The sequence below is a fragment of the Aeromonas sp. s9 genome, from assembly GCF_040907765.1.
In the GTDB taxonomy this organism is placed as follows: Bacteria; Pseudomonadota; Gammaproteobacteria; order Enterobacterales; family Aeromonadaceae; genus Aeromonas; species Aeromonas caviae.
Genome location: NZ_JBFOCK010000048.1, coordinates 92427 through 112012, shown reverse-complemented (window position 1 = coordinate 112012; position 19586 = coordinate 92427). Strand labels below are relative to the sequence as shown.

The 19586-nt window shown below is 59.5% G+C and carries 18 protein-coding genes; 16 read left to right on the top strand and 2 right to left on the bottom strand.

Annotated features, from left to right (window positions below; translation table 11 throughout):
• Positions 1–127: 127 nt before the first annotated feature.
• The 7 genes from AB5Y54_RS10055 (at position 128) to AB5Y54_RS10025 (ending at position 10707) form a co-directional block, all read left to right on the top strand.
• A complete protein-coding gene (locus AB5Y54_RS10055) occupies positions 128–355 on the top strand; it encodes a hypothetical protein (protein WP_113725121.1) in 228 nt (75 codons plus the stop codon).
• 21 nt (positions 356–376) lie between these two features.
• A complete protein-coding gene (locus AB5Y54_RS10050; protein WP_279977233.1) occupies positions 377–1096 on the top strand; it encodes a YjbF family lipoprotein in 720 nt (239 codons plus the stop codon).
• Positions 1093–1848 (top strand): capsule biosynthesis GfcC family protein, encoded by a 756-nt coding sequence (locus AB5Y54_RS10045; protein WP_368153593.1) that lies wholly within the window; start codon positions 1093–1095, stop codon positions 1846–1848. The genes AB5Y54_RS10050 and AB5Y54_RS10045 overlap by 4 nt, the downstream gene beginning before the upstream one ends.
• The gene (locus AB5Y54_RS10040) at positions 1845–3929 is read left to right on the top strand and encodes a YjbH domain-containing protein (protein WP_069785278.1); all 2085 of its coding nucleotides are present in this window, start codon (positions 1845–1847) and stop codon (positions 3927–3929) included. The genes AB5Y54_RS10045 and AB5Y54_RS10040 overlap by 4 nt, the downstream gene beginning before the upstream one ends.
• A 156-nt stretch (positions 3930–4085) precedes the next feature.
• Positions 4086–5735, top strand: coding sequence for a Wzy polymerase domain-containing protein (locus AB5Y54_RS10035; protein WP_368153590.1), 1650 nt, complete (start codon positions 4086–4088; stop codon positions 5733–5735).
• A 263-nt stretch (positions 5736–5998) separates the two neighbouring features.
• Positions 5999–6652, top strand: a complete 654-nt coding sequence (locus AB5Y54_RS10030; RefSeq protein WP_368153587.1) for a YceH family protein — start codon at positions 5999–6001, stop codon at positions 6650–6652.
• A gap of 218 nt (positions 6653–6870) precedes the next feature.
• The gene (locus tag AB5Y54_RS10025) at positions 6871–10707 is read left to right on the top strand and encodes a DEAD/DEAH box helicase (protein WP_368153584.1); all 3837 of its coding nucleotides are present in this window, start codon (positions 6871–6873) and stop codon (positions 10705–10707) included.
• Between the two features lie 81 nt (positions 10708–10788).
• Here the strand turns inward: AB5Y54_RS10025 and AB5Y54_RS10020 are convergent, their stop codons facing one another.
• Positions 10789–11682 (bottom strand): DNA replication terminus site-binding protein, encoded by an 894-nt coding sequence (locus AB5Y54_RS10020; RefSeq protein ID WP_143237768.1) that lies wholly within the window; start codon positions 11680–11682, stop codon positions 10789–10791.
• Between the two features lie 530 nt (positions 11683–12212).
• Between AB5Y54_RS10020 and AB5Y54_RS10015 the strand changes: the two genes are divergently transcribed.
• From AB5Y54_RS10015 to AB5Y54_RS09985, 7 genes are all read left to right on the top strand, one after another.
• A complete protein-coding gene (locus tag AB5Y54_RS10015) occupies positions 12213–12422 on the top strand; it encodes a DUF1127 domain-containing protein (protein WP_010675316.1) in 210 nt (69 codons plus the stop codon).
• A gap of 269 nt (positions 12423–12691) precedes the next feature.
• Complete coding sequence (gene astE / locus AB5Y54_RS10010) at positions 12692–13711, top strand: succinylglutamate desuccinylase (RefSeq protein ID WP_368153581.1); 1020 nt, start codon at positions 12692–12694, stop codon at positions 13709–13711.
• A 271-nt stretch (positions 13712–13982) separates the two neighbouring features.
• Positions 13983–15071 (top strand): pyruvate dehydrogenase (acetyl-transferring) E1 component subunit alpha, encoded by a 1089-nt coding sequence (pdhA, locus tag AB5Y54_RS10005; RefSeq protein ID WP_039040221.1) that lies wholly within the window; start codon positions 13983–13985, stop codon positions 15069–15071.
• Positions 15068–16054 (top strand): alpha-ketoacid dehydrogenase subunit beta, encoded by a 987-nt coding sequence (locus tag AB5Y54_RS10000; protein WP_042864128.1) that lies wholly within the window; start codon positions 15068–15070, stop codon positions 16052–16054. The genes pdhA and AB5Y54_RS10000 overlap by 4 nt, the downstream gene beginning before the upstream one ends.
• Before the next feature lie 94 nt (positions 16055–16148).
• Positions 16149–17249 (top strand): dihydrolipoamide acetyltransferase family protein, encoded by a 1101-nt coding sequence (locus tag AB5Y54_RS09995; protein WP_324044540.1) that lies wholly within the window; start codon positions 16149–16151, stop codon positions 17247–17249.
• Positions 17250–17455: 206 nt separating this feature from the next.
• On the top strand, positions 17456–17665 hold the full coding sequence (locus AB5Y54_RS09990) for a cold-shock protein (RefSeq protein WP_005302803.1): 210 nt from the start codon (positions 17456–17458) through the stop codon (positions 17663–17665).
• Between the two features lie 76 nt (positions 17666–17741).
• The gene (locus tag AB5Y54_RS09985; RefSeq protein ID WP_089503662.1) at positions 17742–18053 is read left to right on the top strand and encodes a hypothetical protein; all 312 of its coding nucleotides are present in this window, start codon (positions 17742–17744) and stop codon (positions 18051–18053) included.
• Here the strand turns inward: AB5Y54_RS09985 and AB5Y54_RS09980 are convergent.
• On the bottom strand, positions 18040–18288 hold the full coding sequence (locus AB5Y54_RS09980) for a TIGR02647 family protein (protein ID WP_010675310.1): 249 nt from the start codon (positions 18286–18288) through the stop codon (positions 18040–18042). The two genes, AB5Y54_RS09985 and AB5Y54_RS09980, sit on opposite strands and share 14 nt — an antisense overlap.
• A 246-nt stretch (positions 18289–18534) precedes the next feature.
• On the opposite strand from AB5Y54_RS09980, the gene AB5Y54_RS09975 reads away from it, so the two are divergent.
• Positions 18535–19083, top strand: a complete 549-nt coding sequence (locus AB5Y54_RS09975; RefSeq protein WP_368153576.1) for a hypothetical protein — start codon at positions 18535–18537, stop codon at positions 19081–19083.
• Positions 19084–19177: 94 nt separating this feature from the next.
• A complete protein-coding gene (locus AB5Y54_RS09970) occupies positions 19178–19570 on the top strand; it encodes a DUF2750 domain-containing protein (protein ID WP_010675308.1) in 393 nt (130 codons plus the stop codon).
• Positions 19571–19586 lie beyond the last annotated feature (16 nt).

The window sequence follows — 19586 nt, the reverse complement described above, 5'->3', positions numbered from 1 at the left end:
TGGTAATATTCAGGGAGGCGAAATTGAAGGTTCAATTGATGCCTCCTTTGAGTAATACTAGATAAGACTGAGAGCGTTAACCTTCTCAGTATTATGTTTTAGCTGTGTCAACAAAAAGGAAGATAACATGAAGAAGACTGCGTTTGTTTTGGCCGCCCTGCTGGCTGTTTCTGCTAATGCCATGGCTGCCGAAGAAGCTGGCGGTGCTGCAGGTGCGGGTGCCAGCGGCGCTGCTGCCGGTGTGGCTGGTACTACCATTGCAATTGGGGCTGCTGCTGCGCTGGTTACTGTGGTTGCGGTATCTGAATCCAACAACCGCAACAACAACACCAGCACTACCACCTCAACCCGATAATATTCAACAAGGCTGCTCTGTTTGAGCAGCCTTGTTTTCTTCTTATCCCTCATGGATGGTGTATTGCGCGTGGCACAGTATTTATCTTATTTCCCCTCTCGATTATTGGCATGGTCAGCCACATTGTTATTGGCTGGCTGCAGCACCTCGACCCATCAGACGATCGAGACTCTGGGTTATGTGTTCAACAAGCCTGATGATATTGTACTGACCTCATCCGAGCTGAGAGCGCTACCCTATGCGAGTGCCTATATCAAGGTGGGCGATCTCCCCCAGGCGTTGGTTGTACTGGCATATGTCAATGGTTCGCGCATGTCATGGATGAGCGCCGATGGTGTGATGTTTGTGACCCAGCATGGGCGCTTGATTAAAACGGTGGGTTTGCCAAATGATTTGCGCTATCTGGGCAGTCTGGATAAGGATCCGCTGAAGACTTCCCGGTTAGACAAGACACCCTCGATGGTGTGGTATAGTGTCGCTGAGTGGTCGAAAAAATACACCAGTGGCTATCCCTTGAGTATGCATTACACGCAGATGGGGAATGAGGTTCTGAATATTATGGACCGCCCCTATAAAACGACGATTGTAGAAGAGCATGTCGTTACCGCCCCGAATGAAGAGCGATGGCTGAATCATTTCTGGATCGATGAGCAGACAGGTCAAGTTCGTAAATTCCAGCAGCAATTAGGCCCTTCCTTGCCAATGATCGAAATGACATTCCTTAAGCCCTATTCATCATGAAAATAATATATAGCTTATTGCTCGCAACCTTGGGGGCTGCCCCCGTTATGGCAGAAGTGTCCGTGTCTGTTTGGTGGCAAGGTCAACCGACAGCAACAATGACTCATCCCCAGTCCATGCTGTTGAGTGACGCGTTGTTAAACTCGGCAGTCTCTCAGTACGATAATTATTGGCCTGTCGCTCATATTTCTACTCCTGCGCGCCAAAAAGACATTGAGTATCAACAGCAAGCCGTGCTGAAGGATCTCAGATTGCTGGCAACGTACTGGCAGCAGCATGATGAAGCTGAGCTCGCCCATGCCGCTTTACAGTTGAATCAACAGTTACAGCAGTTGCATTTGACAGGGCGTTTCGAATTGCCTGTGGATCCGGATATCAGCCTGGTGCCATCAGGTGCCAACCCCGTATTGCAGGGGGACTATCAGCTGTATCTTGCCCCTCGCCGTTCGCAAATCTATCTGGCCGGCTTGATTGGTCGCCCTGGCGAGGCCCCGGTTTTGCCTGCGGCAGGGCTGAGAGAGTACTGGAAAAAGCTGGATCGCTTGTCCGGAAGTGATGACACCGGCGCGTATCTGATTTCCCCCAGTGGCAAATCTGAGTGGATCCCCGTTGCCATCTGGAATGAACGCCATGTTGAAGCCATGCCTGGCGCCACTCTGTTTGTCGGTTTTGCTCCGAGTGTGCTGCCTGAGCAATATACAGACTTGAATACACGCATGTTGACGTTGTTAGCGAATCGGATGCCCAAATGACCTATCCAAGACTCTCACTGATTGCCCTGCTGGTATCCTTTGCAACACACGCTGATGCCGACATTTTTGAGCCGTTGGGTCCATCACAAAGTGACTTCGGCGGCGTTGGCTTGCTGCAAATGCCAACCGCCAGAATGGCCAAGACGGGTGAATTCAGTGCCAATTATGTTGATGATGATCAGTACCGTCGCTGGTCTATGTCAGTGCAGCCGTTCGACTGGCTTGAAGCCACTTTGCGTTATACCGACGTAAGAACTCGCCTTTATAGTGCAAACTCCGGATTCAGTGGTGACCAGACTTACAAAGACAAGGGCATGGATGTCAAAGTCAGGTTGCTGGAAGAGTCTACCTGGATCCCGAATCTCTCTCTGGGTTTTCGTGACCTGATGGGGACGGGGCTGTTTGACAGTGAGTACATTGTCGGCAGCAAGCGTGTTGGCCCGTTTGATTTCACCCTTGGTATGGGCTGGGGAAATATGGGGGAGAGCGGGAACATTACCAATCCTTTTTGCGAGTGGAAAAATGATTGGTGTTCACGAGATAATGGTTATTCCAGCGGTGGTGGCAAATTTGAAACAAAAAATATGTTCCACGGTAATGCTGCCTTGTTTGGGGGGGTTGAATACCAGACACCTTGGCAGCCACTTCGCCTGAAGCTGGAATATGATGGCAATGATTACAGCAATGAATTTGCCGGGAAGATTGATCATTCATCTCCTATCAATATAGGTGCTGTTTATCGTCTTTTTGATTACATGGACACTCATCTTAGTTATCAGAGGGGAAATACTCTGATGTGGGGTGTTACTCTTCGGACCAACTTTAATGATTTACGTCAGAATCATTTAGATGAGCCTCGCCCTGTGTATACCGCTGAAAAGGCCCCGATAGACTCGTCACACGTTGATTGGCCTGTCATGGCCGGACAGTTTGAAAGCAATGCTGGTTGGAATACAGCATCACTTTATAGTGACCAGTCCACTGTAACCTTGCTGGGTCAACAGCACAAATATAGGGACCAGCAAGAAGCGATCGATCGTACTGCTCTGGTTGCGATTAATCATCTGCCTGACACTGTCGAAGAGTTGAGAGTCATTGAGCGCCAGCGAGATTTCCAGTTGCAAGAGACGGTGATTGATCTCGACTCTGTGCGAAAGGCGAACCAGCCCCAGGTTCTTGGGCAGGAGGCAGTGGTAGAAGAGCATCAAAAAGTACCTGCTCCTGTTCAGGGAACGCTCCGTTACCAATCTGAACCAGAGTGGTTCTCTTATTCATTTGACCCGGCCCTGACGCAATCTTTTGGTGGTCCTGAATCATTTTATATGTATCAGATAGGCATTAATGCCAACAGTGAGCTGCGTCTTTCCGATAAGGATTGGTTACAGGGTACGTTGTTCTTCAATATTGCGAACAATTACGACAAATTTAATTACAAAACACCACCTGCCGACACGGATGCGTTACCGAGAGTACGCACTTGGGTGAGAGAGTATGTCGACTCTTCCAATATTCTGCTGAACAACCTCCAGTTAACACATATGGAGCAATTTGGTCAGGAGTGGTACGGCCAGGCATACGGCGGCTATCTGGAAATGATGTACGCCGGTGTCGGGGGAGAGGTGCTTTATCGTCCTTTCGGTCAGTCATGGGCTCTGGGTCTGGATACCAACTGGGTCAAGCAGCGTGATTGGAACAACACCCTGAAGATGGCTGATTACGACGTTGCTACGGGTCACTTGACTGGCTATTGGCAGTTGCCTTTCATGGACAATGTCACTGCCAAGGTAGCTGTCGGGCGTTATCTGGCTGGTGACCTGGGGGCCACGTTTGATTTCTCCAAGCGCTTTGACTCCGGGATTGTGATGGGGGCATACGCAACCTTGACGGATGTGTCGGCCGAAGAGTATGGGGAAGGCAGTTTTACCAAAGGTATCTACATCACGATTCCCTTTGACTTGATGTTGATTCGTCCCACAACATCCAAGGGAACAATTGGATGGGTTCCTCTGACAAGAGATGGGGGGCAGATGCTCAGCCGTAGCCATACCTTGTATGACATGACCGAACGCCTGCCGCTGTAAGGCTCTTCTCGGTATTGATTCGTTAGTCTAATGAGCCGTGATAGTGTTTTCGCTGTCACGGCTTTTTTTATGCATGATGAGGCATAAATGGGAAGAGAGTGCAGTTTGGTTCAAAAGGTTTTTTGGGGAACATCAGTCTTGTACTGGTTGCTTGGCATGCATTTTTTCATGCACAACCCGGGCGGGGCAGGGCTCTATCTGCCGTTCAATGCCTGGGGCTGGATCTTCGCCAGCCTGGTGATGGCCCTGGGGCTGTGGCATGTGACCCTCAGCCAGCGACTGGTGGTCTCGCCGCTGCTGACTGCCCAGTGGCTGGGGGGGATCTTGTTGTTGCTGCCCATGGCCTATCCGGGGTTCGAGCTCAAGGACTATGCCATTCCCCGGCTGCTGGGGCTGTTTGCCGGCCTGCTGTTTCTGGCAAGCCTCTATCAGTGGCGATTCGGCCGCGAGGCGCGAGACAGGCTGCTCTATCTGCTGCTGGGGGCCGTCGCCATCGAGGCGCTGCTCGGCCTGGTGCAGTATTACCTGCTGGTGCCGGGCAACTGGATTGGGTACGACACCCAGACCAACCGCCCCTATGGCATCTTCCAGCAACCCAACGTGATGGCGAGCTTCATGGCGACCGGCCTGTCACTGGCCATCTGGCTGGAGCTGCGCGGTGATGCCAACCCCTGGCTCAAGGGGTTGCGCTATGGGGTGATCCTGGCCACTTCCCTGCTGCTGGTCATCTTGCAATCGCGGGTTGGGCAACTGGGCGGCATGATGGCTCTCTTGTTGCTGTCTGCCCAGTTGGGTCGTGAGCGGCTGCTGGGCAGGATGCTCGCGCTGGTAGCGCTGGGCATCTTGATCGGGCTGGCTTCGCAATACCTGATGGCCGGAGCCAGACGAGGGCTGGAGATCTACCAGTCCGGCGGCATGCGCTCCATCTATTGGCCCTACGCCGCCAAGCTGATTGCCCAGATGCCCTGGACCGGTTGGGGCTATGGCAGCTTCGAGTCGGTGTTTCTCCATCATTACATGGCCGACAAGGCGCTGAACTCGGCCATGGTGCAGATTGAGTACAACCTGGATCACCCCCACAACGAGTTTCTCTACTGGGCGGTGGAAGGGGGTCTGGCACCCATGCTGGGCATGGTGCTGATGGGCGGGGCCCTGCTGTGGCGTCTGAGCCGGGCGGGCTGGGTCAAGGGCGCCGCCTTGCTTGCATTGCTGACCCCCATCTTGCTGCACACCCAGACCGAGTACCCCTTCTACCACGCCATCGCTCTGTGGTGGGCGCTGCTGCTGCTCCTGTATGCGATGGATGCGGAGGTGGAGGAGCAAGACTACGGCAACTGGCGCGACCATCTGTGCCGCCCCTGGTTGCTGCTGCGCTTCATGGCCATCGCCATTCCCCTGATTGTCATCCCCTTCATGCTGACCGCCATGCATACCGCCTGGGTGGTGACCAAGTATGAGCGGGGCGGTTACAAGCAGCCTGCGCTCCTGCTCGACATCGTCAACCCCATGGCCTGGCTGACCCGTGTGGAGTTCGACGTGAACGCGGTGCGCCTCATGGTCGGTCTGCAGGCCAACAACAAGGCGGAGCTTGAAGCCTACCTCGACTGGGGGCAGGCCTTTGTGCGCCATACCCCGAGGGCCAACATCTACGCCAACATGGTGATCGCCCTCAATGCCCTCGGGCGCACGGCGGAGGCGGACAACCTGCGGGCAAGCGCCCTGATGCTCTATCCGGGTGAGCCTTTGCTCACCGTGTCGGCCGCAAGAAAGGTGGCCGCGACCCTGGAGCGCAAGCCCTCTTCGTGAGGGCCGTCTCAACCTGTCTACCATCACGGCCGCCTTTGCGGCCGTGATGGTTTTTGTGCCCGCCTCGTTGAAGTGGGAGGGGGCTGGTTGCCAAAGAGGTTCCCGGCCATCCGTTCACCTCGCCCGCGCACCGCGACCGTTTTGCTGTACAAGGTTGCAGCAAGGGTTTCATCGGCTCGCAAAAATGGGGTTATCTGCTGGACGGCGCAAGCGCCTTGGTTAAGATAACCGTCTTAACGTCTTGTTTGGCAAGGGAGTATGACATGGAGATAGTACTAGGCCCATTAGAGGCCCGCGTGATCGGCTGCCTGATTGAGAAAGAGATCTGCACGCCGGATCAGTACCCTCTCTCGCTCAATGCACTGGTCAATGCCTGCAACCAGAAGAGCAACCGGGAACCCGTGCTGGAGCTCGCCGAGCTGGATATTCGTGCCGTGATCGACGAGCTGATCCGCCGCCGTCTGGTGGTCAATACCGCCGGTTTCAACGCCCGGGTGCCCCGCTATCAGCATCGTTTCTGCAATACCGAGTTCGGCGAGCTGAAGTTCTCGGCCCAGGAGCTCGGCATTATCTGCGAACTCTTGCTGCGTGGCCCGCAGACCCCGGGTGAGCTGCGTTCGCGCACCAACCGGCTGTGCAGCTTTGACGATGTGACCGAAGTGGATGCCGTGCTGGCCACCCTCATCGAACGGGGGCCCTATGTGGTCAAGCTGCCCCGTGAGCCGGGCAAGCGGGAATCCCGCTACGCGCACCTGTTCAGTGGCGAGGTGGATCTGCAGGCGCTGGCCGACGCAGCGCCCGCTGGCAACCTTGTGTCACCGGCGGCAGACAGACTGGCAGCGCTCGAAGAAGAGGTCGAGCACCTCAAGGGGCAGTTGCAGGGGGTGGAAGCCCGTCTGGCCCGGCTGGAAGGCTGAGCCAACAATCTGGTTCCAGAAGGCGCTGCGGCGCCTTTTTTGATGACCGAGCCCCTCCTGCGGCCCGTTGCCCGGTGGCAGGGGCGAGTGCCCTGTCAGCCCTGTCGCTCGCGTACCCATCAAAGGCGCCAGCTTTTTTGCACTATTTCGCGCTTAAGGGTCGAGCCGCCGCCGCTTTCCCGTTAAAATTCCGCCTTTGCACTTGCCCGTGAGTTCTGATGTCAGCCTTCACCCTCTCTTCAGATTGCCATGCCCTGCTGTGCGAGCTGCATTTGCAGCGCGCCGCCAGCACTCGTTACCTGCAAGACACCCTCTATGCCCCGGGCGCACCCGGGCGTGCGCTGCTCGACACCCTCGAACAGTTGCAGCAGTGGGGGCTTGTCCGTCAACGAACGGAGCAGCAGTGGAGTCTGACGGCAGAGGGAACCCTGACCCTGATCCTGGCGGTGCGTGCGGGGGAGTGCCCCATGCCGCAGTGGTCCCGCATCCCCTCGGTCACGGGCCTGGAGCGGGCACAGGAGGTGGTGCGCGAGCTCTGTCTGGGGGAGGCGGGGCAGATCCCGGCCTATTACCAGAGTGCCGAACTCCTGAGCCTCCTGGATCTCGCCGATGCTCACCGCCTGCTGGCAGGCTCCAGCCCCGCCTGGCAGGCCCTGCTGCTCGAGCACTTCGCCCTGCAGGCCCTGCTTGATGCTGAGCCTGACGAGGGCTGGCCGCTGGCAACGCTGGTCGCCTCCTGCTCCCCGGCGCTCTCTGGCCAGATCCAGGCTCGCGCCCAAGAATGGGAGTGGCTCTGCGGCCCCTTTGGCGGCGAGGTAACCACTCACTGGCCTGCACTGCAACAACTGGCGCAGCAGGGGGATGAGCAACCCCTGGCCGAGCGGCTGCTGGGCGCGCTTGGCCAGTGGCAGGGGCAAGAGGCGTCGCCCTGGCCCCGGATGTTCAGCGCCCTGCTCTGGCTCGGCTGGTTGCAACAGGCAGATCCGGTGCAGGGGAGCGAGCAGCGCAAGAAGTGGCAGCGCAGTCTGGGCAATCACTCCCCCCTGCTGGCCGATCTGCTGGGGCAGTGGGCCGGTGATCGCCACGGCCAGGCGGTCGGCCTGTTCGATACCCTGCAACTGCCGCTGGAGGAGCTCCACTGGGGTTACCTCTGGCTCGATCTCTGCGCCCTGGCGCGCCATGGCGAGCAGAGCCCCCAGGTGACCATCTTGCACAAGTGGGACCTCTCTCACGTGCTGGACGCCGAGCCCCGGCATCGCCTGATGGTCTTCTGCCAGGATCTGCTGCGACTCCTGCTTGGCCGGGAGGCCGCCCATTGGCCCCTGCGCGCGTTGCGTCCTGCTCAAGGAGAGGAAGAGGATGCCACCGAGGGGGAAGGCAAGGCCCCCGCCTCGGCAAGCTGGCTCAACTGGCTGCAGGGATTGGGACGCTCGAGTGGGGTGCGCAAGCCTCGGGAGCGGCTGGTCTGGCTGCTCCACGCGGAGGGGCCAGAGCTTGAGTGCAAGATCCAGAAGCAGAGTACCAAGGGGGAGTGGACCGCCGGGCGAAGGGTCGATCCTGCCCTGCTTTCCACCCAGTACGCCAGCCTGCTGGATGAGGCGGACTGGGCACTGGTGCGTACCCTGCCGCGCAACATGGACAAGCTGCCCCGGGATGCCTGGGTGCCCCTGGCAAACCATCCTCGTCTCTTCAATGCCAAGGGGCAGAAGCTGCAACTGGCCGTCAGCGCCCCCCTGCTGCAACTGGTACAGAGCGGGGAGGGCATGAGTGCCAGACTACATCCTGCTCCCGCCGCCCGCGGTGCGCACATCGTCCCTCTGGCTCAGGATTTGTGGCAGCTTATTCTGACACCGCAGGCGCTGCTGGACAGACTACCGGCCCTGGAGGCCATTCCGGCATTGCCGCCGGCCGGGCTCGAGGAGCTGCAACGCACGCTGGATGCGATCCCCGATCTCCCCTGGCACAGCCAGGTGGCGGGCCTCAGGGGCAATGCCGAGCTGGCCCCCTGGCCCGGCGTTCCCTCCGTCCTGCTCGACTGGCAGGAGGGGCAGCTCGTGGTCCAGCTGGTGACCCGGGATGGGGACCTGCCTCCCTTGCCTCTGGGCAAGGGGGAGGCCATTGTGCGCCAGGGTATCCTGGAGTATCACTACTGGCAGCGGGATCTGGCTGCCGAGAAGGACGAGGCCCAGCGCCTTCGCAACCAGTTGCCCATCGGCCTGCCCGGCAACGAGTGGAAGCTGGACGGGGAGCAGGCGCTCACCCTGGTCAACGCCCTGCCCGAGCTGGTGGACGCCGGTGTGGTGGTGCACTGGCACCAGGACAGCGCCCGCCTCAAGAGCCTCGATGAAGAAGCCCTGAGCCTGCGTATCGAGCGGCGTCAGGACTGGTTCCAGGTGGAAGGAGAGCTCTCGCTGGACGAGCATCAGATCCTCGATCTTCGCCTCATCCTGCGACAGCTGACCCCGGGCCAGCGCACGGTGCAGCTCGACGATAAGACCAGCCTGATGCTGAGCGACAAGCTGGTTGAACGTCTCACCGTGCTTGGCGCCATGCTGGACGACGAGCAGCGCATCAACAACAAGCTGGCCTATCCGCTGGCCCGCCTGCTCTCCGTCATCACCACCGAGGGGGATGCCGCCTGGCAGAACCTTCAGCAGGAGTGGCAGCAGGAGGTGAGCTGTCCCCCCGAGCTGCTGACGGCGCTGCGGGACTATCAGAAGGAGGGGGTACGCTGGATGGCTACCCTGGCCCATCACGGCTTTGGCGCCTGTCTGGCCGATGACATGGGCCTTGGCAAGACCTTGCAGGCCCTCATCGTGCTGCGCATGCGCCAGCACCTGGGCCCGGCGTTGGTGGTGGTGCCCAAGTCAGTGGTCACCAACTGGCAGGAGGAGGTGGCCCGCTTTGCCCCCGAGCTCGAGGTGGTGGTGTTCGACCATCCCGCCGAGCGGGAGACCCTGATCCAGGGGGCCAGGGCCGGACAGATCGTCCTGGTCAACTACGGCATGCTCGGCAGTCTCTCCCAGGCGCTCAAGTCCCGCCGCTGGTCGAGCATGGTGCTGGACGAGGCACAGCAGATCAAGAATGCCGGTACCCAGCGCGCCAAGCTGCTGTTCCAGCTCGACGGGGATTTTCGTCTCGCCCTCTCCGGCACCCCCATCGAAAACCATCTGGGGGAGCTGTGGAGCCTGTTCAGCTTCATCAACCCCGGCCTGCTCGGGAGCCTCGGGGAGTTCAAGCGCCGCTTTGGCAAGGCGGTCAAGGATCCACAGCACATGGCGATGCTGCGGGCGGTGATCAGCCCCTTCATCCTGCGCCGCCTCAAGCAGCAGGTGCTGACGGAGCTGCCGGACAAGACCGAGATCATCCATCACATCAGCCTCTCTCCCGAGGAGCGTCAGCTCTACGAGGCGACCCGGCGCGAGGTGGTGCAGCAGGTGCAAAGCGCCGATGGCCGTGCCCTGATGCATGTGCTGAGCGGCCTGACCCGGCTGCGCCGACTCTGCTGCTCCCCCCAGCTGGTGATGCCGGAGTGGTCCCAGACCAGCAGCAAGCTGGACGAGGCGATGGCGCTGCTGGACGAAGCCATCGATGGTGGCCACCGGGTGCTGGTGTTCAGCCAGTTTGTCGATCTGCTGAGCCTGCTGCGCAGCCGTATCGAACAGCGGCAGTGGGACTACTGCTATCTGGATGGGGGCTGCTCGGCCAAGTCCCGTCAGGAGTCCATCCTTCGTTTTCGCCACGAAACGGTGCCACTCTTCCTCATCAGCCTCAAGGCGGGGGGGACGGGCCTCAACCTGACCCAGGCCGACACCGTGCTGCACCTCGATCCCTGGTGGAACCCGGCGGTGGAGGATCAGGCGAGCGATCGGGCGCACCGCATGGGCCAGACCCAGCCGGTGACCGTCTATCGCCTGGTGTGCGAGCAGACGGTGGAGGAGAAGATAGTGGCGCTGCACGACGAGAAGCGGGCACTGGCCGACGGCCTCCTGAGCGGCCAGTCCGAGGTGAAGGGGCTGGATGTGGAGAGCCTGCGGGCACTGCTGATGAGCTGACGGCGATGGGCTGTCGCCCGATGTGACAAGGGGAGCATCACGGATGCTCCCCTTGTCGTTTGTGGCGGTGCCGAGCCTGCGCTACCCCTGATAGAGGTAGAGGTGCAGCCGCTCTATAATGGGGTCACCGCCAATCTTGCGATCCCGGCGTGCCTGGCGCAGCTTGGGCGGGTAGTGGCCCAGATGGGTGACGGCCGGCTGGGTATCGGAGCAGAGCAGCAGGGGAAGGCTCGCCTTGATCTGCTGCTTGCGGGGCTCCCGGTCCTGCCAGAGCAGGTTGATCATGGGGTGGGTCTTGACCGGCCTGCGGATCCGCAGGGCGGCATCCGCCGGCAGGCGGCGAATGTCGTATACCTCCTGATCCACCATCTTGCTCCACTCTTCGTTGTCAAAGAGCGCCGGTACATACCGGCGGCTTCGCTCCAGCATCTCCAGTACCTGCTCCCGGCTGAGGCGGCTGATGCTCTGCTTGTCGGCCCAGGTGAAGCCCAGCGAATGGAGATCCCCCTGAAGCCAGGTCAGCTTGCGATAGACCTGCAGGGTGATGACACCGGGCAGGGCGCTGTGCACCAGCTCGAACTTCTCGTCCCGCCCGCCCGCCGCCTGCACCATGGCCTTGAAGGCGAGCTTGTGCGCGTTGATCTCCTCGATGACGGGGGCCAGCTCCCTGGCGCAGGCGGCAGGAAAGCGCAGCCAGCCGGGCAGACGGTGGGTCGCCTTGGTGGAGCAGCCGGGGCGGGCGCTGTGGTCCTGAAAGGCTGCGAGGGTGGCGGCCAGGGCCGCCTCGCCCGAGAGATAGCCCACCTCGATGGCCTCGATGGGCTCATGCTCTTCCCCCTGGGCCACGGCCGGGAGGGGATAGACATGAGCCTCCAGCAGCTCGAGCTGGCCCAGTTGCCGGGCAAGGCGTGCCAGCGACGCCTCCAGCAGGGCCATCTGTTGACGCAGGGCGGCGGTGGGGGTAAAGGTGTCCATCGGCAGATCCTGTGTGTGTGCCGCTCCCCTGTTCAGCATGATATTGGGGCAGTGTGGGGAGGCAGCATGATAAACTACTGTATAAATAACCATACCAGTATGATGGCAGGGTGCCAAGTGTCCGGTGCCACCCTGACGATGGGGGTGACATGGGGGCATCCGGTTCAGGTTGCCTGTTCGTATCTTTTTGTTAAATAACGATCTTGTTGCGATCTATTTGTTAACAAACCCTGGTGACCGAGAGTTTGCAACCTGCTGACTCGGCGTCGTGCCGTGCATAGCTAGCGTGGGAAAGTGCATAGTTAGAAGTGGGTGGCGCAGGAGAAAATGCTGTCAGGCTGCCAGGGGGAAAGTTTCTGCATTATTTCATTTTAAAATCATATGGTTATGGTTATTGCCCTGGCGATATCAACCATTACTTTTACTAATGTCATGTATCAAAATTCGTCAATTGAGGCACCTCCCCGCCCTGACTAAGCTTTGCGCATCAAATCCGAGCCTTGCGCAGAACGAGAGAGAGGAGCCATATCATGGCCAACATGACTTATACCGAAGCCGGTTACCAGCATTCCAGCGAATCGAATCTGGTTGCTCGCGTCAAGATGACCGTCCTGACCTGGCTGGAACGCAGCCGCAGCCGTCGCCAGCTCTCCGAGCTGCCCGCCTACCTGCTCAAGGACATCGGTCTGAACGAAGCCGACCGCTATCAAGAGACCACCAAGCCGTTCTGGCGTGGTTGATCAGCCGGGCATGGATGCCTTGTTTTTCTGCTGATCCCAGGGGCATGCTGCCCACCCGTCTGCCGAAGGCATGCTGTCTTCACCTGCCGATACCCGTTCACCACTTTCCCTCTCCCGTGTTTCCCCCCGCTTGATCCTGTTGCATGAGTTGTCACTCATTCTCGCCATTTTTGTATCCTTACTGTTTGAATTTGTTTAAAAACTGATTTTAAGCCCGGTTGCCTTGCGTATAATCCGGCCATGGCATTCCAGACTAAAGGGTGAGACGGATGATTCCCCAGCATGACTTTTTGGCCCTGACGCGCCGCCATGAGTGGCAGCTCGAGCCTTTCGCCTTCAATCTGACCAACGGTACCCGGGTGAGCGTGTGGGATACCGGCGTGATCTGCCTGGAACCCGCTTCCGAGGCGGGGCAACCCGGGCACAAGGACATCGTCCTCTCCTGCGGCATCCACGGCAACGAGACAGCCCCCATCGAGATCTGCAACCGGTTGCTGACCCGGTTGCTCGCAGAGGAGCTCAAGGTTCGTCACCGGGTGCTCTTCCTCTTTGGCAACCCTGCCGCCATGAACCAGGGGGTGAGGGAGGTGGAAGAGAACATGAACCGCCTCTTCTCGGGCGCCCACAGCAAGGGGGAGGGGCTGTGCAACCGGGAGCGCATCCGCGCCATGCGTCTGGAGCAGTATGTGAGCCGCTTCTTTGCCGACTCGGCCAGGCCCCGTTACCACTACGATCTCCATACCGCCATTCGCGGCTCGCGCCACGAGAAGTTTGCCGTCTATCCTTTTCCCCACGAACGCCCCCACTGCAAGGAGCAGGTACGTTTCCTCGGTGCCTGCGGCGTGCGCACCATACTACTCTCGAGCGGCCCGACCACCACCTTCAGCTATTACAGCTCGCACCAGCACGGCGCCCATGCCTTTACGGTGGAGCTGGGCAAGGTGCGGCCCTTCGGTGAAAACGACATGACCCGCTTCATCGAGGTGCGCCAGACATTGCAGGAGCTGGTGACCCAGGATGAGGTGGCCCTCGAGCCATGGCGAGCCGATGACTTCACCCTTTTTGCCATAGATCGGGTGATCAACAAGCAGTCGGAGCAGTTCCGCTTCCTGTTTGCCAGCGATGTGGACAATTTCACCGAATTTCCCCAGGGTTTTGTGCTGGCAGAAGATGGGGATCGGCAATACAGGGTAGAGAAACCGCGGGAGGCGGTGGTCTTCCCCAACGCCAACGTGGCCATCGGACAGCGCACCATGTTGCTGGTGGTACCCACCCGTTTGTGGGAGTGAATTGACGCCTTTTTGTCATGCTGATCCTGCGCCACGGGCGGTGGCAAGCAGCATGGCGGTGATGGGTATGATCCCGAACTCGATATGACAGGGAGCCTGAACAGGCTCCCTTCTTTGTTTATGCTCGCCGAAAATTCCGATTACCTTCGAAAATAAAAGAAGTTTCTACTGGTCTTACCTGGATGAATCTCGTTGCCCTTTGGTTAACATGTTGTTTACATTTTAAATGTCACCTCATGGTGGTGACGCTGACAACGGCAAGGAGCCAGTTATGACCCATGTCGACATCCCCTTCCTTCGTTACCTCGATGAGGAGGGGCGCCCGGTCGCGACACTGCCGACCTGGCTGGACAAGGCGATGCTGCACACCTTCTACCGCAACATGGTGATGGTGCGCAGTTACGACAAGAAAGCGATAGCACTGCAGCGAACCGGCAAACTCGGCACCTTTCCCTCCCATCTCGGGGCGGAAGCGGTGGGGATCGGGGTCGGGCTCGCGATGCAGCCAGAGGATGTCTATGTGCCCTACTACCGGGACATGCCCACTCTCTACGTGAGGGGCGTGCCCATGGAGCAGAACCTGCAGTATTGGGGCGGCGATGAACGGGGCAGCGTCTTCTACAAGGCCGATGGCGAGTTGTCGGAAGACTTGCCCATCTGCGTTCCCATCGCCACCCAGATCACCCATGCTGCCGGCATCGCGGCCGCCTTCAAGCTGCGCAACCAGCCCAGGGTCGCCGTGGTGACCATCGGCGATGGCGGCACCTCCAAGGGAGACTTTCTCGAGGGGCTCAACTGTGCCGGTGTCTGGCATCTCCCCATGGTGATGATCATCAACAACAACCAGTGGGCCATCTCGGTGCCGCGCAAGTTGCAGTCGAGCGCGCCCACCCTGGCCCAGAAGGGCATAGGGGCCGGGGTGCGCAGCCTCCAAGTGGACGGCAATGACGTGGTGGCGGTCTATGAGGCGACCCGCGCCGCCGTCGAGCGGGCTCGCAGCGGCAAGGGGCCGACGCTCATCGAAGCCGTCAGCTACCGGCTCGGGGATCACACCACCGCCGATGATGCGACTCGCTATCGTGACGGCGCCGAGGTGGAAGCGGCCTGGGCCAGGGAGCCGGTCAAGCGGCTGCGCCAGTTCATGTTTGAACGGGGCTGGTGGGACGAGCAGCAGGAACAGGCGCTGCTGGCAGAGGCGGGCCGGGAAGTGGAACGCGCCGTTGCCGCCTACGAGGCCATCACGCCCCAGGCGCCGGAGACCCTGCTCGATTACCAGTTTGCCGAGCTGCCGAAGGCCTATCTTGCCCAGCGCAAGCGCATCATCGCCAAGGGCATGCAGCAGAGCGGGGAGGGACTATGAGCGATATCACGCTGCTCGAAGCGATCAATCTGGCATTGCACCACGAGATGGCACGCGATCCTGATGTGGTGGTACTGGGGGAGGATGTGGGGGTCAACGGCGGTGTGTTTCGCGCCACTGTGGGGCTTCGCGATAAATTCGGGTTCAAGCGAGTTATCGATACGCCGCTGGCCGAAGGACTCATCGCCGGGGTGGCGGTGGGCATGGCGACCCAGGGGCTCAAACCCGTGGCCGAATTCCAGTTCCAGGGCTTCATCTTCCCGGGCATGGAGCAGATCATCTGCCAGGCGGCACGGATGCGAAACCGGACCCGTGGCCGCGTCACCTGTCCCATCGTTTACCGCTCCCCCTACGGCGCCGGCATCCATTCACCCGAGCACCACAGCGAGAGCGTCGAGGCCCTGTTTGCCCATATCCCCGGGCTGCGGGTCGTGATCCCTTCGAGCCCGAAGCGGGCTTACGGCCTGCTGCTGTCGGCCATTCGGGATCCGGATCCCGTGATGTTCTTCGAGCCGGATCGCATCTATCGCTCCATGAAGTCGGATGTGGTGGATGACGGCGTCGGCCTGCCGCTGGATGTCTGCTTCACCCTGCGTCCCGGCCGGGACATCACTGTGGTGGCCTGGGGTGCCTGCATCCAGGAAGTCATGCGGGCGGCGAACCTGCTGGCGGAGCAGGACATCCAGTGCGAGGTGCTGGATCTTGCCACCATCAAACCCCTGGACATGGAGAGCATCCTGACCTCGGTACGCAAGACCGGGAGGCTGCTGGTGGTACACGAAGCCTGTGGCAGTTTCGGGGTGGGTGCCGAAATCGTGTCCCAGGTGACCGAAGAGGCGATGACTGCCCTCAAGGCGCCGCCAAGACGCCTCACCGGCGTGGATGCCGCCGTCCCCTACTATCGCAACGAGGAGTATTACCTCATCACCGAGCAGGAGATCGCGCAGGCGGCTCGGCAACTGATGGAGAACCAGTGGCTATGACGCTCGACAGGTACGGATACGCAAGTGCCAGGGCCACAGGGCTCCATGGTGTCTGTCAATGTTTGGTGATGTCCCAGCAGAGGGAGAGCAGGTCATGAAATTTTTCAAATTGCCGGATCTGGGCGAAGGACTGGCCGAGGCCGAGATCGTCGAGTGGAAGGTGAGCGCCGGTGATACGGTGCAGGTAGATCAGGTACTGCTGTCGGTGGAGACAGCCAAGGCGCTGGTGGATGTGCCCTCACCGGTGGCCGGGGTCATCGCCAGATTGTGCGGGCAGGAGGGGGACATCCTCCACATCGGGGCACCGCTGGTGGAGTTTGAAGGGGGCGAGGATGACGGCACCGTCGTTGGCAAGGTCAGCGCCCATCAGCAGCATATCGAGGATCATTTCGTGGTGGGGGCCATGGCGCCCGGCGGCACGCTGGTGCAAGCCATGCCAGCGGTCCGTCTGCTGGCGCAAAAACTGGGGCTGGACATCGACAAGGTCAAGGGAACCGGCAGCGCTGGCATGGTGACCGAGCAGGATGTGCAACAGGCGTTCGAGGCCCAGCAGGAGAGCGGCAACGAATTCCTGAAAGGCTCGCGCCGGGCCATGGCCAAGGCGATGGAGCTCTCGCACCGGACTGTGGTTCCGGTGAGCATCACCGACGAAGTGGACTTGCGCCACTGGCGCCCGGATGAAGATGTGACGGTGCGCCTCATCAAGGCGATCGGCGTGGCGTGTCGGGCCGAACCCTCCATGAACGCGTGGTTTGACGGAGAGACCCTGTCGCGGCGCCTGTTCAGGGAGGTCAACGTGGCCATTGCGGTCGACTCCAGACATGGGCTCTATGTGCCCGTGATGGAGAACGTGGCAGAGCGGGACCAGGCTGACATACGGCAGGGACTGGATCGGATGATCGCCGATGTGAAAGCCCGTGCCGTACCGCGGGAAATGTTGCAGGGGGCGACCATCACTCTCACCAACTTTGGCGCCATCGCTGGCCGTTACGCCAGCCCCATCGTCACACCACCCCAGGTGGCCATCATAGGAGCGGGCAAGTTGTTCGAGAAGGTGGTGTTCATCCACGGCGAGGCGCGCCCGGTGCGTGCACTCCCTCTGTCGATGACGTTTGACCACAGAGCCTGCACCGGTGGAGAGGCGGCTCGCTTCCTCAAAGCCCTGGTTCAGGCACTGGAGTCGGCACAGGTCTAAACCGCTGTACCCCGCCGCTGGCGGGGTACAAATTTGTTTGCGTAATCGACAAAGGCACGTATAATCTCAACCAGCTTGAAAGGGCGATAGTTATGTCAATGAATATGATGTTTTACATCTTTTCCTGTTGTTCATAAGTAATCCCGTTTTTTGAGCTTTACCCGCTGAAAAGCATAAGTAATTATTTTGAATACAGGTTTAAAGATATGTCTAACATGATCACCGGTACCGTTAAGTTTTTCAACGAAACCAAAGGTTTTGGCTTCATCCAGCAAGAAAACGGCCCGGACGTTTTCGTTCACTTCAGCGCCATCCAAGGTAACGGTTTCCGTACCCTGGCTGAAGGTCAGCGCGTACAGTTCTCTGTGACCCAAGGTCAAAAAGGCCCGCAGGCTGAGAACGTAACTGCTCTGTAATTCTTGCAGAATTTAAGAAAGCCGTGGTACCTCTGGTGCCACGGCTTTTTGTTTTCATGGCTTCTCAATACGCGTCATGACCCTGCTCTCCTCCCTCTTGCTGACCGTGGCGTTGACCGGTCAGGCCAGCCCGCCAACGCCGGATCCTGCGGTGAATGATGCCGTGTCCGTGTGTCAACAGTTTGTACATGTTCGTCTGGGAAACGCGGTGAAACCCGATGAGATCAGGGTACAGCCGGTGCCAAAACGGGCGGGAGAGTGGCTGGTCGATGGCAAGATAAAAGGACCCGAAGGTCCTTTGCTGTTTGCTTGTCTGCTGCGACAAGGAGAGCGCTGGGAGTTGCTCAACTTCTCGCTCTGGGCACCACAACCGCTCAATTCGGCTTGAGTGCGACCAGCAGGTGTTGGAGATGCTCCAGCATGGTCATGCCGAAAGGGGTCAGATAGCCGCCATCTGCCGCGGTGATCAGGCCCTGGCTGTGCAGGCGCGCTGCCGCCTGGCAAAGCGCTTCCGACATGTCGCTGCGCAGCTTGATCCCCAGGCTCATGTTGGCCGGATCAAAACACGCCAGTATTTTCAGCTCATTCACAAAATCGTCAGAAACCTGGTTGATCCCACTCATGGATGCACTCCTTACGCTAAAGATGTATGCAACCTAGCATCCCCGGTGCCTCTTTAGTGGGCGCTGGCTCAAACAATTGGCCTTTATCGGGGCCGCTCTGGTTCAAACGCTGCTTTTTTGGACGCTATCTATCACCGGCCCGGCTGGACGCAAACGCCCCCAGCAAGGCAAACATGCTAGAATGGCACCCTCGTTCACCCTCATGACCAGGCGTGATGCCAGGTCATCTTGTTCAAGGCGCGTCTCATGATCACTGTTACTCTGGTCTCTCTGCTGCACTCTCTGGGTCCCCGTTTTCCTGTTTATGCTCCCTCCTTGCTGCTCCCTCTCCTGGCGCAACATCAAGGAGATCTCTGGCTGCCGGCCATTCGTGGGGAAGACGTGACAACCCTGCGCCAGCATGGCAAGAATGCCCAGAGTCTGGCTATCTTGTCGGCAGGCTGGTGCGAGTTCGCGGCCCAGAGCAAAGAGACGCCGGAGCTCGATGCGCTGGCAAGCTACGATGAGGAGATGCTGGACAACCTGCAGATGTACTGGCGCCACCCGAGCAAGATAAACAGCCCGATCACCGATAACCTGTTCGAGCTGCGCCGCGAGGTGGTGGACGAGGCCCATGACGGCAAGCTGGTTGCTGCCTGGAGTGCCGCCCAGCAAGCACGGCTTGAGCAGATCATGGTGGGGGTCGCTGCGGGGAGGGATCAGCTCTGCTTTGTGGAGGTGGAGTCCGCCTATTGGCTGAGGGAGCGACTGGGTGAGACCGCGGGACTCCGGCTGTTGACCCCCGAGCTGGGGTGAGGTGATGGAAAGACGGATGACCCATTACTCCTGCTGGACAAGGGGTCGGCAAGATGTGAACATGTCGCCCTTTATTGAACGAGAGACTTGACCGATGAGCTATGAACTTAGCGACACCGAGCGCAATGCCGCGCTGCAACTGAACGCCGATTACCGCTTTGATCACTTCATCAGCAAGCTGGTCGAGCACGAAGAGCTGTTTGTCCTGACCGACGAACACGGCGTCATGATGCTGACGACCGAAGAGGAAGACTGCATCCCGGTATGGCCGCATCCCGACTACGCCAAGGCCTGGGCCGAAGGGGAGTGGGCCGAGTGCAAGCCGCAGTCCATTACCCTCAAGGTGTGGCTGGATCGCTGGGTGGACGGCATGGAGCAGGATGATCTCTGCGTGGCCGTGTTCCCGACACCGGATCAGGAAGGCATTGTGCTGGACCCGGCCGACGTCGCCGATGCCATTGCGCAAAAGCAGGCCAAACGTGGCTGAATGCCCTCTGCCTGGT